A 16,728-nucleotide genomic window follows, 5' to 3' on the forward strand; every position below is an offset into this window, starting at 1 on the left:
TGCGATTGCAGTCTTCACGTCTCAGGCGGCCAGTCCCCCGGCCATCTGTATTACCTGCCGTCACGCGTAGCGGAACACGCCGATGGCGTAGACTACGGCGAGGGCAAGAGCCCACCACAGGTTGGGCCCGACAAGGCCCAGCCATGCGAGATGAATGAATGCTGCACCGAGCAGCGAAATGAAGAGCCGGTCACCGCGCGTCGTTTCGAAACGCAGCACGCCGACCCGCGGCGAGCCCCCCGGCGCGAAATATTCCCACACGCTCATGCCGATCAAAAGCACGAGGATCGTCAGGAAGAACAGTGCCGTGGGCAGCGTCCACGCCATCCAGGAAAAGTTCATATCGATCTCCCTCAAACGCGCCCAAGAGCAAAGCCCTTGGCGATGTAGTTCCTGACGAAATAAATGACCAGCGCGCCCGGCACGATCGTCAGCACGCCGGCAGCAGCCAGCACGCCCCAATCCATGCCGGCCGCCGAAACGGTGCGTGTCATGATCGCCGAGATCGGCTTTGCAGCCGTGGTCGTCAGCGTGCGGGCAAGCAGCAGTTCGACCCACGAAAACATGAAACAGAAGAAGGCTGCGACGCCGATCCCGCTTGCGATCAGCGGCATGAAGATCTTCAAGAAGAAGCGCGGGAACGAATAGCCGTCGATATACGCAGTCTCGTCGATTTCCTTCGGCACACCCGACATGAAGCCTTCCAGGATCCACACTGCCAGCGGCACGTTGAAAAGGCAATGCGCCAGAGCAACGGCAACATGGGTGTCGATGAGGCCGAACGCCGAATAGAGCTGGAAGAAAGGAAGCGCGAAGACGGCCGGCGGTGCCATCCTGTTCGTCAGCAGCCAGAAGAACAGGTGTTTGTCGCCGAGAAACCGGTAGCGCGAGAAGGCGTAGGCCGCCGGCAGCGCTGCAAGCACCGAGATCACCGTGTTCATCACGACGTAGATGATGGAATTGATATAGCCATTGTACCAGGATGGATCGGTAAAGATCACCCTGTAGTTCCTGAGTGTCGGGTTCTGCGGCCAGAGCGAGAAGGCGCCGGTGATCTCGGCATTCTCCTTGAAGCTCATATTGATGAGCCAATAGATCGGCAGCAGCAGAAAGACGATATAGATCGTCGAGACGACCCAGGAGAAGTTGCCGGCGGGTTTGTATTTCATCGTGGTTTCCATGACCCTCTCCTCATGAATTCGCGTCGCTGCTGGTCATGACCGTGTAGAATATCCACGAGAGCAGCAGGATGATGAGGAAGTAGACAATCGACATGGCGGCTGCAGGCCCGAGGTCGAACTGGCCGACCGCCATCTTCACGAGATCGATGGAAAGAAATGTCGTGGAATTGCCCGGTCCACCACCGGTGACAACGAAGGGTTCTGTATAGATCATGAAGCTGTCCATGAAGCGCAGGAGCACCGCAATCAGCAGCACGCGCTTCATCTTCGGCAACTGGATATAGCGGAAGACGGACCAGCGCGAAGCGCCGTCTATCTTCGCAGCTTGATAGTACGCCTCGGGGATCGAAACGAGACCGGCATAGCAGAGCAGCACGACAAGGCTCGTCCAATGCCAGACATCCATGATGATGATCGTGATCCACGCATCAATAGGGTCGCGGACATAGTTGTAGTCAAGCCCCATCGCTTCCAGGCTGTGGCCGAGCAAGCCGATATCGACACGGCCGAAGACCTGCCAGATCGTGCCGACCACATTCCACGGGATGAGGAGGGGTAGCGCCATCAGCACGAGGCAGACAGGCACGCCAATGCCCTTTTTGGGCATGTTGAGCGCGATGAAGATGCCAAGCGGGATTTCAAGCGCCAGGATGATGAAGGAAAATAGCAGGTTTCGCTGCAGGGCTTCCCAGAAGCGGTCGGAATGCAGGATGTCGTCGAACCAGTCGGTGCCGGCCCAAAAGAACTCGTTGTTGCCGAAGGTGTCCTGAACTGAATAGTTCACGACCGTCATCAGCGGAATGGCCGCCGAAAACGCGACGAGCAGCAATACCGGCAGGACGAGAAACCAGGCCTTGTTGTTCCAGGTCTTTTCCATGATCAGCCCTCCCTGCCGACCCGCCACGATCCGGCGTAGATGCTGATCGCATCCGGATCGAAGCTGACGCGCGCATCCGCGGGAATTTCCGCATCTTCCGGCACGACGATGGCGATCGGCTGATCCGCAAACCGCGCGCGAACGATCTTTTGCCTGCCGATATCCTCGACCTTTGAAATCGAGACGGGCATGCCTTCACGGCCGAGGCGGATGAATTCGGGACGGATGCCAAGTTCGACCTTGGCCGCACCATTCGTTTTCGGCGCGTAGCCGAGACTGATCGTCTCACTGCCAATCTTGACGGTATTGCCGGCAACTTCCGCTGGCATGACATTCATCCCCGGCGAGCCAATGAAATAACCCACAAACGTGTGGCTCGGGCGTTCGAATAGTTCCGTCGGCGTGCCGATCTGCACGATTTCTCCCTCATACATGACGACGACCTTCTCGGCGAAGGTCAGTGCCTCCGTCTGGTCGTGGGTCACATAGACCATCGTGAAACCGAACTGCTTATGCAGCCGCTTCAGCTGCGACCGCAGCACCCATTTCATGTGCGGATCGATAACCGTCAGCGGTTCATCGAACAAAATGGCGTTGACGTCGTTTCGCACCAGACCGCGGCCAAGCGAAATTTTCTGTTTCTGATCGGCCGTAAGCCGCTGCGCCTTGCGCTTGGCCCAGTCCGCAAGATCGATCATCTCGAGAATTTCACGAACGCGCCGATCGACGTCGGCCTCCGAAACACCTCGGTTGCGAAGCGGAAAAGCGAGATTGTCGTAGACCGTCATCGTGTCGTAGATGACGGGGAACTGGAAAACCTGCGCGATGTTGCGGGCTTGCGTCGATAGCATCGTTACGTCCTGGCCGCCGAACAGGATGCGCCCGTGCGAAGGCTGCAGCAGACCGGAGATGATGTTGAGAAGCGTTGTCTTTCCGCATCCTGACGGGCCAAGAAGCGCATATGCGCCGCCGTCGGTCCACTCATGATCGACTTCCTTCAGGGCATAGTCCTTGTCCGTCTTCGGATTGGGTCCGTAGGCGTGGCGGATATGGTCGAGAGTGATCCGTGCCATTTTGTCCCCCTATGCCGCTAGCCGCGTGGCGGCGATGGCGCGGCCGCTCTCGCCGAACGCCATCAGGTGACGCGTGTCCAGGAACACGTCGACATCCGTATCCGGCTCGATATCATGAATGCCATGCGCCAGCATAACCCAGCGCACCCCTTCGTAATCCAGATGCACGAAGCTCTCGGAGCCGGTGATTTCGGAAATCTGCGTTCTGGCGCGAAGCTTAGGCGCATCAGCGGTCTGTGGTTCCAGCGCAAGATGATGCGGATGAAACGCGATGGTGACCGGACCGTCCGCGATTGCCGCAAGATGTGCCGGCACCGGGATACCGACTAGGCCATCATGCTGAAAGCTCGCGCCTGCTTTCGAAACCGAAATGAAATTCAGCGGTGGGTCGGCAAAGGTCTTGGCCGTCACCAGATCGGCGGGTCGGCGATAGACGGAAATCGTCGGACCGAATTGCGTCACGCTTCCCTGATTGAGGGTTGCGGTATTGCCGCCAAGCAGCAAGGCTTCCGAAGGTTCCGTCGTCGCATAGACGAAAATCGCGCCCGACTGGGAAAATATCCTCGGCAGTTCCTGGCGCAGTTCCTCGCGCAGCTTGTAGTCGAGATTGGCAAGCGGTTCGTCGAGCAGCACCAGACCTGCATTCTTGACAAGGGCGCGCGCAAGCGCGGTCCGCTGCTGCTGCCCGCCTGACAGGTTGAGCGGAGTACGCTCGAGATACGGCGTCAGCTTCAGGAGTTCTGCCGCCTTGCGCACTTCCACATCGATCGTCTTCGCGTCCCGGCCAGCGATCCTGAGCGGCGAGGCGATATTCTCATAGACGGTAAACGCGGGGTAATTGATGAATTGCTGGTAGACCATTGCGACATTGCGCTTCTGCACCGGCACGCCGGTCACATCGGCGCCATCGAAATGGATGGAGCCGCTGGTTGGACGGTCAAGTCCAGCCATGAGGCGCATCAACGACGTCTTGCCGGAGAGCGTCGGTCCAAGCAGGACGTTCAGCGTGCCCCGTTCAAGTGTCAGATCGGTCGGGTGAATATGGTATTCACCACCTACCATCTTAGCGGCATTCCGCAATTCAAGCATTCCGGTTCCCGTGCCTCCTCACGACGGGGACGACATGGCGCCTCATCCCGCAAGTTGCGCAGGGATCGCGGCCATGTACTCCTCCAATTTCTGTACTTCATCCATCTGCAGATATAGCCCGTTCTTGGTCCTTCGCCACAGGATGTCTTGAGCGGTGACGGCCCATTCGTTGCGGACGAGATAGCGGACCTCGACCTCGTAGAGATCGGAACCGAAGCAGTGGCCGAGATCGGCGATAGATTTAGCCTCTGCAAGCAGGCTCGCGGCGCGCGTGCCGTAGCGGCGCACCAGCCGGCGGGCATGGGCCTCGGCAAGGAACGGATAGTCAGCCTTCAGCCTGCTCACCTCGGCCGCATAGCCCTTGACCGGGAAATCGCCGCCCGGCAGATGGCTCCTCGCTGTCCACGGGCCGCCCTTCGTGCCGATCGCCTCGCCGATCTTTTCCAGCGCATGCTCCGACAGCCGCCGGTAGGTGGTCAGCTTGCCGCCGAAGACATTGAGCAGCGGCGCCTCGCCACCTTTGCCTTCGAGCTGCAGCACATAGTCGCGCGTCGCCTCCTGTGCCTTCGAGGCGCCGTCGTCATAGAGCGGCCGCACCGCCGAATAGCTCCAGACGATGTCGTCCGGGGTCACCGGTGCGTTGAAATACTCGCTGGCGGCGGCGCAGAGATAGCCGGTCTCCTCCGCAGTGATGCGCACGTCCTTGGGATCGCCGCTATAGTCGCGGTCGGTGGTGCCGATCAGCGTGAAGTCGTCCTCGTAGGGGATGGCGAAGATGATGCGGTTGTCGGGATTCTGGAAGAAATAGGCCCGCGGCCCCTCGAACTTCTTCTTGACGACGATGTGGCTGCCCTGCACCAAGCGCACATGGCGGGCCTCGGTCTCGCCAAGGGCTGCACGCAGCACCTGGTCGACCCAGGGACCGGCGGCATTGACCAGCATGCGGGCCTGATGCCGACGCCTTTCGCCGCTCAGTATATCGCAGCTGTCGATTTCCCACAGGCCGTTCTTGCGCCGCGCCGCCACCACTTTGGTGCGCGGCATGATCAGCGCACCGCGGTCGGCGGCATCGCGGGCGTTGAGCACCACCAGGCGGGCATCGTCGACCCAGCCGTCGGAATATTCGAAGGCCTTGGCAAACACCGGCTTGAGCGGCCGGCCCGCCGGATCGCGGCGCAGGTTCAGCACGGCGGTCGGCGGCAAAAGCCTGCGGCCGCCAAGATGGTCGTAGAAAAACAGCCCCAGCCTGATCAGCCAGGCCGGCCGGATGCCACCCTTGTGATAGGGCAGCACGAAGCGCAGCGGCCAGATGATGTGCGGCGCCATCGCCCAAAGCACCTCGCGCTCCATCAGCGATTCGCGCACCAGCCGGAACTCGTAATGCTCCAGATAGCGCAAGCCCCCATGGATCAGCTTCGTCGCCCCAGACGACGTGCCAGAGGCAAAGTCGCCCATCTCCGCCAGCGCCACAGAATAGCCGCGTCCAGCAGCATCCCGGCAAATGCCGCAGCCGTTGATCCCGCCGCCAATCACGAAAAGGTCGTGATGTGTTTGGCCCACTTTATCCCTCCCCGTGCGCCGCAGTCGATTTGCGCAAACCGCACAAATCGAAACTTTTTGAAGTAAAAACGAAAACCATTCGCGTGTCAAACGAATGTTTCTTGCATCAAGACGGGATAAGAAAAAGCCGCCACCCGATCGGGTAGCGGCGCATTATGAAGCGGCCGAGAGCGTAGGAAAAACCGGCATGAACCGGGCTGTTTTCCTAGCCCTCCAGCCACTTTACCTGTTCGGGCGTAAGCTCGATGTCGAGGGCCGAAAGGCTATCTTCCAGTTCGGCGATCGTGCGCGGGCCGATCAGCGGAATGACTGGGAACGGCTGGGCGATCACATAGGCGAGCGCGATATGGATCGGGTTTCGGCCGAGCTTTTTTGCGAGCTCATTTGCGCGGTCGCGGCGTGCGAAATTGCGATCGGAATACCAGCAACGGACGATTTCCTCATCATCGTGCTTGTCGCGTCCTGCCCGGTCGGTGAAGAAACCGCGGCCTTGGCTGGACCAAGCGAAGTTCGGAACCTGCTTTTCGTTCAGCCACTTCTTCCATTCGTCATCCGAGGCCGCGACGCATCCAGCCCAGATCGGATCGAGCATTTCGGCCAGCGAAAAGTTATTAGAAAGCGCCGCAGGCGCTTTCTTGCCGGTCTTTGCCGCATAGGCCATTGCCTCGTCCATCCGCTCACGGGTCCAGTTCGAGCCGCCGAAAATCCCGCGGATGCGGCCGCGATTGACTTCGGCATCCATGGCATCGACGAACTCTCCCACCGGAATATCGGTATTGTCCCGATGCATGAAGTAGATGTCGACATAGTCCGTCTTCAACCGCTCGAGCGACTGATCGAGTTGCTTGGCGATCATGTCCGGATAGCAGAGCGGCGAATGCGCCCCCTTGCCGATCAGCACGATCTCGTCACGCGAAACATTGCGGCTCGTGTGCCAATCGCCGAAGATGCTCTCCGTCTTGCCGCTTCCGTAAACATAGGCCGTGTCGAAGACGTTGCCGCCCGCCTCGTAGTAGGCATCGAGCGTCAGCGAGGCGGCCGCAAAGTTCGGAAAGAACTCGAATCCAAGTGTTACGACAGAGGCGGGTTTAGAGATGCCTGGTATCTGGCGCTGCGCAATGCTGCTGCCAGGCCGGACTGCTCCGCCCGCAATATTCGTGGTTCGCTTCGACGCCTTCTCGACACCATATTCGAGGCCGACAGAGGCCCGCCATTTGTCGAGAACGCGAAGATTGCCGGTGGAATCGGCCCAGCTCATGCCCGGCGAAGCGAATTCCTTCTCTCCGGCGCGGATTGCATCTCCGGCCGCGTCGACTTCGAAGGAATAGAGCCAGCGGTCTTCCTTGACCTCGACCGTTTCCTGCTCGGCTCCCTTGAAAATCTCAATCGTGCCGATGCCGCCCTTGTGACCTGAGGCGAACCAGAAATCCTTGACCTCGATGCGGCCTTCGGAGCCGATGACGCGAAGCGTATTGTCCTGCTGGGCCATGATGGAGCAGGAGACTTCGGCAATGATGCCGTTTTGGAATTTCAAGACGGCGGAGGCCCATTCGTCTACGCCGGACTGTCCGAGGTGCGCCACGCCGGAAACCTTCTCCGGCTCGAGGAACGGTGTGCCTTCAACCGCACCGGCGATCAGCCGCGCCATCGAAACGGGGTAGCCACCGACATCCAGGATGCCGCCGCCTGCCGTGTCGTTGGCGAATAAACGATGCTCGGGCTTGAAGCTGCCCATGTTGAAGCCGAAGCTTGAGCGGATGATGCGCACCGTGCCGATCACGCCGCTTTTCACCAGTTCGACGATCTTCGCCGTCTGAGGATGCAGGCGGTACATGAAGCCCTCGCCAGCAAAGACACCGGCCTTCTGCGCTTCGTGGTAGATCGCATCCGCATCGAAGGCCGAAAGCGCGATCGGCTTTTCCACCAGCACATGCTTTCCAGCGCGAATCGCCTTGATCGCCCACTCGGCATGGCCGGTATGCGGGGTGGCTATATAGACGGCGTCGATCTCCGGATCGGTCAGCAGCGCGTCATAGCCCTTAACGATGCGAGCGCCGGGAAAGCCATCGCCAAGGCCGGGCTTTTCCGGATTGCGGCTCGCGATCGCCACCAGCTTACCCGTACGCGAATGGGCAATGCCGTCTGCGAAGGTGCGGGCGATGGTGCCGGGGCCGATGATGCCCCAGCGGATCGGTTGTTCTGAACTCATGACTATTCCTCTTTCGTATCTTCGTCTTGGGAGCGGATTTCGTCAGCGCAAGCGATTGCCTTCGCTGTCGAACAGGAAGGTGCGTTTTGCCGACAGCGCGACGGTGAGCGTGTCACGATCGGCTGCAGAACGGGATTCCGGACGTTCGATGATGAGTGGCTGGCCGCCCGCAGCGGTCGCATAGATGTAGCTGGTATTGCCGAGGTGTTCGGCAACATCGACCGCGACGGTGAGGTCGGCGTCGCCACTGCCCTGGTCGGAAAAATGCTCGGGTCGCACGCCGAGCGTTACTTGCGCCCCTTTTCCGGTTGCCGCCAAAACCGGCAGCGTCAGGCGGACGTTCCTCTCGCCCGCCAAGGCGATTGTCACGTTCGATGCATCGCGTTCAACAACCTCTGCCGCCAGAAAATTCATCTTCGGCGAACCCACGAAACCGGCAACGAACTGGTTAGCCGGATCGTCGTAAAGATCGAGCGGCGCGCCGATCTGCTCGATGTTGCCGGCGCGCAGCACGACGATTTTGTCGGCAAGCGTCATCGCCTCCGTCTGATCGTGCGTGACATAGATCATCGTCGCGCCAAGCTGCTTGTGCAGCCTGGAGATTTCCACGCGCATCTGCACGCGCAGTTCTGCATCGAGGTTCGAGAGCGGTTCGTCGAAGAGGAAGACCTCGGGCTCGCGAACGATGGCGCGGCCGATCGCAACACGCTGGCGCTGGCCACCTGAGAGTTGCCTGGGGCGCCGTTCCATCAATTCCTTGATCTGCAGGATCTCGGCGGCGTGGCGCACCCGTTTCTCGGTATCCTCTTTCGGGTTGCCGTTCATGCGCAAGCCGAAAGAGAGGTTTTCTGCTACCGTCATATGCGGGTAGAGCGCATAGGATTGGAAAACCATGGCGATGCCGCGGTCGGCGGGCTCGACATTGTTGACGACCCTGCCGCCGATCGTGATCTCGCCCTCCGAGATATCCTCGAGGCCGGCGATCATCCTGAGCAGGGTGGATTTTCCACAGCCCGAAGGGCCGACGAAGACGACGAACTCGCCGTCCTTCACGTCGAGATTGGCGCCATGGATCACGCCGAAGGCGCCAAAGCGTTTTACAACATTCCTGAGTGAAAGCTCCGCCATGCGGCCTCCCCTATTATTTGATTGCGCCGGCCGCGATGCCGGCGATGAAGTGGCGCTGCAACAGCACGAAGACGACGAGGATCGGCGCGGTCAGCAACATCGCACCTGCCATGATGCCGCCCCAGGAGACCTTGGTGAGGCCGATCAGCGTTCCAAGAGCCACCGGCGCTGTCATCATTCCGGGCCTGGAATTGATGAGCAGCGGCCAGAGATAGTTGTTCCAGGATGCCAGGAAGAGAATGATCGAGAGCGCCGCCATTGTCGGACGGGCAAGCGGCAAGGCGATGCGCAGGAAGATCTGCCACTCCTTGACGCCTTCGACGCGGGCGGCATCGAAGAGCTCGTTCGGCATCATCGAGAAGGACTGGCGCATGAAGAGCACGCCCAGCGAATTGAAGAGCGGCGGGACGATCAGCGCCACCCAGGTATTCGCCAGCTTGAATTCACGCGCCACCATGATGAATTGCGGGATCACGACGACGGCGAAAGGCAAGGTGATCGTGCCGAGAATGATGGCTGTGACGACGGAGCGGCCAGCGAATCGATAGCGGGCAAGCGCCCAGCCGGCCATCGATGTCAGGAGCACCGACAAGAAGGTGTAGATGACCGCGACGGTGATCGAGATGAACATCGCCCGGAGAAAATTCGTATCGGCCTCCAGGTTCTTGAAATTCTCAACGAAATTCGTCGACGGCCAGAGCACGATGTCCGGGCTGAAGATGCCATTGTCCGGCATGGTGGAGAAAACGAACATCATCCAGAGCGGAAAGAGCCAGATGATGGCAAGCGGCGTCAGCACGACATGCAGCGCAATCTTGCGCATCAAGAGGGACTGCGACTTGGACCTCGACTTCATTTCGGTTCCCTCCCCACCCAGAGATTAAAAAGCGAAATTGCAATCGCCAATGCAGCTATCGTGTAGGCGATCGCCGACGCGTAGCCGAAATTCAGCGATGTGAAGCCCTGTCGGTAAAGAAGCAGGCCGAGCGTTTCCGTGCCCCCGCCCGGGCCGCCGCGATTGGTAATGAGGAAGGGTTCGGTGAAGAGCTGCATCGTGCCGATCACCGACAGCACCACGCAGAAGAGGATGATCGGCTTCAGGAGCGGCAGGGTGATGTGAAAGAACTGCTGTATTTTACTGACGCGATCGAGCGTCGCAGCCTCGTAGACATCCTCGGGGATCGACTGCAAGCCGGCTAAGATGATGATCGCGTTGTAGCCGGCCCAGCGCCAGGTAACGGCGATTATGACGAGGGCCATCGCCGCGTTCGCATTGTCGAACCAGGAAACGGGAGCGATGCCGACCGAACCGATCAACTTGTTGACGATGCCGAAGTCGATGCTGAACATCAGCCGGAAGACGGCGGCATAGGCGACCTCGCCGACGACGACGGGCGCGAAGAAGGCGAAGCGGAAAAGAGGCCGCGCCTTCAGCAGCGGCGAATTTAAGAGCACCGCCATGACGGTTGCAAGCGCAATCATCACCGGCACCTGGATGACCAGGATGATCAGCGTGTTGTAGAGCGCGTTATAGAAAGCCGGGTCGCCGAAAAGGCGCCCCCAATTCGACGCAAGGCTAAATTTCCAGGGATTGACGCGCGTATTCTGGAACGAAATCAAGAACGAGTTGATGATCGGCCAGACCCAGAAGGTCGCGAAGACCAGCAGATAGGGCGCAAGGAACGCATAGGCGCTCCGGGTCCTGAACGGCATTTATTTCCTCCTCACAAGCAAAACGAGCCACCATGTAGGTGAATGCCGGGCGCGCACCAGGCGCCCGGCCGGTTGCTCATTCTGCGATCGGAAGGCCGGTCGCCGAGGCGATCTGGTTGGCCGCATCGTCAAGTGCAGCTTTCGCATCCGGATAACCGCCCGCGAAATACTTCGTCTGCGCTGCCTTGTAGATCGCGTCCGCATCGCTCTGAAACGCCGTCCCGCGGCTCGGTACGATCTTCGGCAGCGTCGAAAGGATATCTGCCCAGACCTTCTGCCCGCCCCAATAAGGCAGCGGCTCGTTGACGAAAGGATCCTGGACGGCCGACAGCAGCGAGGGGACGAGGCCGAAGGACTTCAGCATCGTGACCTGGCCCTCATTGGTTGCCAGCGCATAGTTCAGATAGGCCCAGGCCGCTTCCTTGTTTTCGGAATTGGCGTTGATGGCTAGCGACGAACCGCCAAGGTTTGCGGCATGCGGGCCGTCAGCCGTGAGGCTCGGCATCATGTAGACGCCCCATTTGCCTGAAAGGTCCGGCGAGCCTGAGCGTATCGTGCCCTCGTACCAGCCGCCATACATCTGGCTTGCGACCTTGCCGGCGGTATTGGCCTGGATTTTCTGGTCCCAGATGGCGGCTGTCAGCGTACCGGCGTCCTTCATCTGCTTGACCTTTTCGAGGGTCGCGACGCAGGCCGGCTGGTTGATCGTGATCGCCTGGCCGTCGGTGGAGAAATAGCCGCAGCCCTGCTCGTTGGCGATCATCCGGAACCACTCGCTATCGCCGTTGAAATCGGCCTGGGCCATCACGACGCCGGGATTGGCTTCGGAAATCTTCTTACCGGCGGCGATGAAATCGTCCCAATTCTTGATCGTGGCCGGATCGACGCCGGCCTTTTCATAGAAATCGCGGCGGTAAAAGACGGCGACCGGGCCGGAATCCCACGGCATCGCATAGGCAATGTCATCCACCTCCAGCTCGGTGCGTTTGAAGTCCGGGAATTTCGCCTGGATTTCCGCCGTATAGCCGAGATCCTTCAGGTTGGCGAAGCAGTCCGGGAAGCGGTTCCAGAAGATTTCTGCCTCGAAATTTTCGATCGTCACGATGTCCGGCAGGCCGTCGCCGCCGGCTGCGCAGCCGGCAAGTGTCTTGTCGAAGACTTGGCTGTTTCCGAGGTCTTCGACCGTGACCTTGATATCGGGATATTGCTTGTTGAAGCCTTCGAGCGTGGATTTCAGCGCCGACGCCGCGACGTTCCAGCTCCAGATGGTGAGATTGCCCGACTGCGCGAATGCGGAACCGGAAGAAAGCAGTGCGACCGCAGCGGTCGCACCGATAAGTTTGAAGCGCATTGAAAATCCTCCCTTTTCAATTGCCGTCCTTTAGCGAACGTGGCTAAGTTATCCGTAAGGGAGCCGCTGTCTCCTAAAAAGGGAATATCAATTTGGCGGAAAGTAAGGTTGCCAGCAGAGCCATCTATCAGCCGGGCGCAAGCAGCATCGAAGGATCGCCGACAGAGCTGCAGCTATTTCATGCCCATCCACCGGTGATGGCGATGCCGCACTGGCATGCGCAGGTGGAGGTGAATTACATCATGCGGGGCACTGTGCATTACCGCATGAACGATCACGAAATGACGCTCAAGGCCGGCGACATGTGCCTATTCTGGGGCGGCCAGCCGCATCAGATGGATGAATCCTCGGAAGATTCGCTCTACGCAGGTGCCCATTTGCCGCTTGTCTATTTCTTCCGTCTCCGCCTTCCCGCTGAAATCTCCAGCCGCCTGATGAAGGGCTCGACGCTGCTGACGTCTGCCACCGATGCCGCGGACAAGGAGAACTTTTCCCGCTGGTTCCGCTACGCGAATTCGGGCAATCCGGCAAAGGCGCAGCATGCCGTCGACGAGTTGCTGCTCCGTATCGAGCGCATCGCATTCGAACCCTATTCGATGACGGTCGTCGGCTACGGTGGAAGGGAGGCCGATCAGCCCCATGCGCAACCGTCACGCAGCATAGTCAGGATGTGCGATTTCATCGCCGCTAATTTCATGGAGGACATCGACACCGTCGATATCGCCCGGGCGGCGGACCTGCATCCGAAATATGCAATGAACGTCTTCAAGAAATCGACTGGTATGACGCTCAGCAAATATCTCAATCTGCTGCGCCTCTCCCGCGCCCAGGCATTGCTGATGGCCGACGATACCAATGTGCTTCAGGTGGCGATGGACAGCGGTTTCGGCTCCATCAGCGCCTTCAACAAGTCCTTCCGCCACATCGCCGGCATGTCGCCCTCGGACTTCCGAAGAGACATTCGCCTCGCCACATCGAGTGGCGCGCCGGCAAGCTAGGCTGGTTCCCGTCCATAAACGGTAAACTTCTGAAACTGTGTGAAGAATCACGATATTGCCGGGCCCGACAGCCGTGAGGCGGAGCCCGAGGAAGTCTGTCCTACAAGACGACCAGCGCGATCCGGCGCAAACCTTTGAAGAGATCAACCGGATGCTGCTGGCTCGTAGAGGTCTCAACCGCATACCGGGATAGATCTGAGCCGCCTTGAGCCAAGCCTGAACCATTCCCGGCCCGCGCCAGGCCCGATCAGCGAGCCCCGGATTGCGAGCGCCCAGGCATAGGAGCAATATACGGAATACATAATATTCATCTGGCCGTCTGGGGAACTCGGCGATCATGTTACGCAATCACTTAATACTCGCCGTCGCCGGCGTCGTTCTCGTTCTAAGTCTCGTCCTGGCCGGTCTATGGATCTGGACGGGAAACGTCATCGTCTCGATCATGTCCGAGCGCCTGATCCGAGAGGTGACGCATGCTGTGCATCGCGACGTCGGTCATTTGGTGAGCGGCGCCGACAAAGCGGTTTCCCGGTTGGCCAATGGTCTTGTTCGTCACGACCTATCGCCCGGCGACCCAGATGCTGTCGCACAGGAGCTCCATGCCTTGCTGGCCGAGGAACCCGACGTCGACTGGATGTTTTTCGGCAACGAGGCGGGCGGGATGGTTTCGGTCGGGCGATTGGCAGATTCAAGCGTCGTGTTTTTGATCACCGATGAATTTCGCGCAGGCCCCGTGCGCGAGTTCGAAGCACTGCCAAGCGGCAGGACCGGCCGATTGCGGAAGTCGAAAGGCGCGATCGATGCACGCCGGAGGATTTGGTACGCGCAGGCCAAGGAGACGGGCAAGCGATACTGGACCGAGCCCTATCTCGGTGTGGCCGAGCCGATCTTGGGCATCTCGCTCTCCGTCCCCGTCTTCAACACGAACCGCAACTTCGTCGGGGTGGGTGGGATCGATCTCATCCTCACTCAGCTTTCCAGGTTCTTGCAGACGCTGGAAATCGGCGACAACGGCAGGGCCTTCATCATTGATGCCACCGGACATTTGATTGGCGCGTCGGGAGGAGTGTCGCCCGTCACCATCGGCGCCGACGGCGGGCACCTGCGCCTGCAGGCATCAGAGGCGACCGATCCCATCGTTCGCGAAACCGCCCGCTACCTTCGTCGGCATCCTGACATCGCCGGGTCCTCGGCACCCGGACCGCACGTGTTTTCCTTCAGTGACCCTGAGGGCGGCAAGATCTATGCGGCCGTCGATCGCGCCGCTGCCCCCGGTGCACTTAACTGGACCATCATCTCAGCGGTGCCAGCTTCGGATTTCCTGATGCCTGTATATCGTGCGGCCTATCTCTCGATAGGCGTCGGCACGGTCATCGTCGCTGTCTTCGGGGTCCTCGGACTAAGGATGGTCGGTCGCACGTTGCGGCCGTTGACTGCCTTGACGCAGGCAGCGCACGCGATTGCAAACGGCGAATGGCGAGAGGTGCCCAAGGTTCGTCGAAACGATGAGGTCGGCCTGCTTGCCCAGGCGTTCGCTCTCATGACCTTCCGTCTCAAGGAGACATTGGAGGGTCTGCGTCGAAGCGAGGCCAACTTCGCAGAAGCGCAACACGTTGCCCATGTCGGCTATTGGGAACGTGACCTCGGTACAGACTGTCTTACCTGGTCAGAAGAGACATACCGCATCTTTGGGCTGACGCCGCGCACAGGCACGGTGGTCAGTCTTGCCGAAGCGGTTGAGCGGATTCATCCAGAGGACCGGGCGATCTGGAGCCAGGCCGCGGCAGAGGCCGTGCGTGGCGAATCTCGTTACGACTTGGAGTACCGCATCGTCCGGCCGAGCGGCGAGCTGCGCATAGTGCACAGCCAGGGCGATCTGACAAGGGACGCGTCCGGACGGCCGCACAGCATGTTTGGTACGATCCAAGACGTTACCGAGCGCAAGCGGGTGGAAGAGGCGCTGCGGGACAGCGAGGAGCAGTGGAGAGCCGTATTCGAGAACAATCCGACGATGTACTTCATGGTGGACGCCAGTGGCACCATCGTGTCTGTGAATCCCTTTGGGGCGGAGCAGCTTGGGTACACGGTCGACGAACTGATCAACCGCCCCGTACAGGACATCTTTCATGAGGCAGACCGAGAAACGATCCAGAGGCATGCGGCCGCCTGCTTCGAACATCTCGGCCGAGCCATGAGCTGGGAACTGCGCAAGATACGTAAGGACGGCTCGATGCTCTGGGTCCGCGAGACGGCTCGAGCGATGGTGATCAAGAAGCGACCTGTCATCCTGATCGTGTGCGAGGACATCACCGAACGCAAGCGCGCCGAAGAGGCCGCCCGGCGGAGTGAAGAAGAGCTTCGCGAGGTCATCGAGACAGTTCCTGCGATGGTGTGGACTGCCTTGCCCGACGGCCGTGTCGATTTCATCAATCGGCGTTGGCAGGAGTTCACAGGCTTGTCCCTGGATGCAACGGCAAGAGCGGGCTGGGGCGCTGAAGCCCGGTTTCACCCCGAAGACCTTGAGCAGTATATGTCCAGGTGGCGTGCCTCCTTGACCACGGGCCACCCGTTCGAGGTTGAGGTGCGAATCCGTCGGGCGGCCGACGGCGAATATCGCTGGTGGTTTGAAAATGCCGTGCCGCTGCACGATGAGCACGGAAACATTCTCAAATGGTATGGGTTCCTCGTCGACATCGAAGATCGCAAGCGGGCCGAGGAGGCCCTGCAGAAGGCGCAGGCCGAGCTCGCGCATGTCGCGCGCGTGACGACGATGGGCGCCCTGACCTCCTCCATCGCCCACGAGGTTAACCAGCCGCTCGCCGCCGTGGTCGCCAACGCCAACGCGGCCCTGCATTGGCTCGCCAGCCAGCCCCCCAACCTCGACGAGGCGCGGGAGACGGTGGCGCGCATCGTCCGCGACGGGCACCGGGCCGGCGAAGTCATCGGCCGGGTGCGCGCGCTCCTGAAGAAGACAGCCACTGTCACGGCGCAGGTGGACCTGAACGGCCTCGTCGAAGATTCGGTAGCCCTCGTCCAAGGTGAGGTACGCCGCCATCGGATCGTGCTACGGACCGAGGTGGCTAACGACCTTCCGCGCGTTGCGGGCGACCGGGTGCAGCTGCAGCAGGTAATCCTGAACCTGGTGATGAACGGCATCGAGGCGATGAAGACGATCGCGGATCGGCCACGCAAGCTGCTCATCAGGTCCCTGCTCGACGCATCGGGGGCCGTGCTGATCGAAGTGCAGGACACCGGCGTCGGATTGGAGCCGGAGAGTGTGGAGCGGGTGTTTGAGGCGTTTTACACGACGAAGGCAGAGGGTCTGGGCATGGGCTTGGCCATCTGCCGGTCGATCATCGAGGCCCACGGGGGGCGGCTGTGGGCCAGGACGAATGAGCCTTGGGGAGCTGTGTTTCAATTCACCCTGCCTTCAGCCCCGGACGAGAGCGCTCCTGGCGAGCACCCGGCCTAACGCCGGCAGTGGGAGGTGGCGGGTCCTGGCGACACCTCATGCAATCACCTTCGACGCGCGGCCTGGCGTCAGCAGCC

General features: G+C 60.3%; 13 protein-coding genes. 2 read left to right on the top strand and 11 right to left on the bottom strand.

Translation table 11 applies throughout. From position 1 onward, the window contains the following. Positions 1–60: 60 nt before the first annotated feature. The 11 genes from RGR602_RS18000 to RGR602_RS18050 form a co-directional block, all read right to left on the bottom strand. Positions 61–342, bottom strand: a complete 282-nt coding sequence (locus RGR602_RS18000) for a DUF2160 domain-containing protein (RefSeq protein ID WP_039846211.1) — start codon at positions 340–342, stop codon at positions 61–63. 11 nt (positions 343–353) lie between these two features. Beyond that, the gene (locus tag RGR602_RS18005) at positions 354–1,181 is read right to left on the bottom strand and encodes a carbohydrate ABC transporter permease (protein WP_039846212.1); all 828 of its coding nucleotides are present in this window, start codon (positions 1,179–1,181) and stop codon (positions 354–356) included. 10 nt (positions 1,182–1,191) lie between these two features. Further along, positions 1,192–2,058, bottom strand: a complete 867-nt coding sequence (locus RGR602_RS18010) for a carbohydrate ABC transporter permease (RefSeq protein WP_022716001.1) — start codon at positions 2,056–2,058, stop codon at positions 1,192–1,194. 2 nt (positions 2,059–2,060) lie between these two features. Beyond that, a complete protein-coding gene (locus RGR602_RS18015) occupies positions 2,061–3,131 on the bottom strand; it encodes an ABC transporter ATP-binding protein (RefSeq protein ID WP_039846213.1) in 1,071 nt (356 codons plus the stop codon). A gap of 9 nt (positions 3,132–3,140) precedes the next feature. Then, a complete protein-coding gene (locus RGR602_RS18020; protein WP_039846214.1) occupies positions 3,141–4,220 on the bottom strand; it encodes an ABC transporter ATP-binding protein in 1,080 nt (359 codons plus the stop codon). 42 nt (positions 4,221–4,262) lie between these two features. Beyond that, positions 4,263–5,780 (bottom strand): glycerol-3-phosphate dehydrogenase, encoded by a 1,518-nt coding sequence (gene glpD / locus RGR602_RS18025; RefSeq protein ID WP_039846215.1) that lies wholly within the window; start codon positions 5,778–5,780, stop codon positions 4,263–4,265. Between the two features lie 205 nt (positions 5,781–5,985). After that, positions 5,986–7,989, bottom strand: coding sequence for an aldo/keto reductase (locus RGR602_RS18030; protein ID WP_039846216.1), 2,004 nt, complete (start codon positions 7,987–7,989; stop codon positions 5,986–5,988). Between the two features lie 42 nt (positions 7,990–8,031). Continuing rightward, on the bottom strand, positions 8,032–9,117 hold the full coding sequence (locus tag RGR602_RS18035) for an ABC transporter ATP-binding protein (RefSeq protein ID WP_039846217.1): 1,086 nt from the start codon (positions 9,115–9,117) through the stop codon (positions 8,032–8,034). A gap of 13 nt (positions 9,118–9,130) precedes the next feature. After that, the gene (locus RGR602_RS18040) at positions 9,131–9,973 is read right to left on the bottom strand and encodes a carbohydrate ABC transporter permease (RefSeq protein ID WP_039846218.1); all 843 of its coding nucleotides are present in this window, start codon (positions 9,971–9,973) and stop codon (positions 9,131–9,133) included. Beyond that, entirely contained in the window at positions 9,970–10,830 is an 861-nt protein-coding gene (locus RGR602_RS18045) for a carbohydrate ABC transporter permease (protein ID WP_039846219.1), read from the bottom strand. Before RGR602_RS18045 ends, RGR602_RS18040 begins: the two co-directional genes overlap by 4 nt. A gap of 76 nt (positions 10,831–10,906) precedes the next feature. After that, positions 10,907–12,181 (bottom strand): ABC transporter substrate-binding protein, encoded by a 1,275-nt coding sequence (locus tag RGR602_RS18050; protein WP_039846220.1) that lies wholly within the window; start codon positions 12,179–12,181, stop codon positions 10,907–10,909. An 86-nt stretch (positions 12,182–12,267) separates the two neighbouring features. Between RGR602_RS18050 and RGR602_RS18055 the strand changes: the two genes are divergently transcribed. Together RGR602_RS18055 and RGR602_RS18060 are read left to right on the top strand one after the other, a co-directional pair. Further along, positions 12,268–13,179 (top strand): helix-turn-helix domain-containing protein, encoded by a 912-nt coding sequence (locus RGR602_RS18055; protein WP_039846221.1) that lies wholly within the window; start codon positions 12,268–12,270, stop codon positions 13,177–13,179. 442 nt (positions 13,180–13,621) lie between these two features. Further along, entirely contained in the window at positions 13,622–16,651 is a 3,030-nt protein-coding gene (locus RGR602_RS18060; RefSeq protein WP_223843956.1) for a PAS domain S-box protein, read from the top strand. The last annotated feature ends 77 nt before the right edge of the window (positions 16,652–16,728 follow it).

This window comes from Rhizobium gallicum bv. gallicum R602sp, assembly GCF_000816845.1.
Taxonomy (GTDB): Bacteria; Pseudomonadota; Alphaproteobacteria; order Rhizobiales; family Rhizobiaceae; genus Rhizobium; species Rhizobium gallicum.

Coding starts and splice junctions, on each gene's coding strand:
- RGR602_RS18000 (WP_039846211.1), bottom strand. CDS start 342: ATGAACTTTTCCTGGATGGCGTGGACGCTGCCCACGGCACTGTTCTTC.
- RGR602_RS18005 (WP_039846212.1), bottom strand. CDS start 1,181: ATGGAAACCACGATGAAATACAAACCCGCCGGCAACTTCTCCTGGGTC.
- RGR602_RS18010 (WP_022716001.1), bottom strand. CDS start 2,058: ATGGAAAAGACCTGGAACAACAAGGCCTGGTTTCTCGTCCTGCCGGTA.
- RGR602_RS18015 (WP_039846213.1), bottom strand. CDS start 3,131: ATGGCACGGATCACTCTCGACCATATCCGCCACGCCTACGGACCCAAT.
- RGR602_RS18020 (WP_039846214.1), bottom strand. CDS start 4,220: ATGCTTGAATTGCGGAATGCCGCTAAGATGGTAGGTGGTGAATACCAT.
- RGR602_RS18030 (WP_039846216.1), bottom strand. CDS start 7,989: ATGAGTTCAGAACAACCGATCCGCTGGGGCATCATCGGCCCCGGCACC.
- RGR602_RS18035 (WP_039846217.1), bottom strand. CDS start 9,117: ATGGCGGAGCTTTCACTCAGGAATGTTGTAAAACGCTTTGGCGCCTTC.
- RGR602_RS18040 (WP_039846218.1), bottom strand. CDS start 9,973: ATGAAGTCGAGGTCCAAGTCGCAGTCCCTCTTGATGCGCAAGATTGCG.
- RGR602_RS18045 (WP_039846219.1), bottom strand. CDS start 10,830: ATGCCGTTCAGGACCCGGAGCGCCTATGCGTTCCTTGCGCCCTATCTG.
- RGR602_RS18050 (WP_039846220.1), bottom strand. CDS start 12,181: ATGCGCTTCAAACTTATCGGTGCGACCGCTGCGGTCGCACTGCTTTCT.
- RGR602_RS18060 (WP_223843956.1), top strand. CDS start 13,622: ATGTCCGAGCGCCTGATCCGAGAGGTGACGCATGCTGTGCATCGCGAC.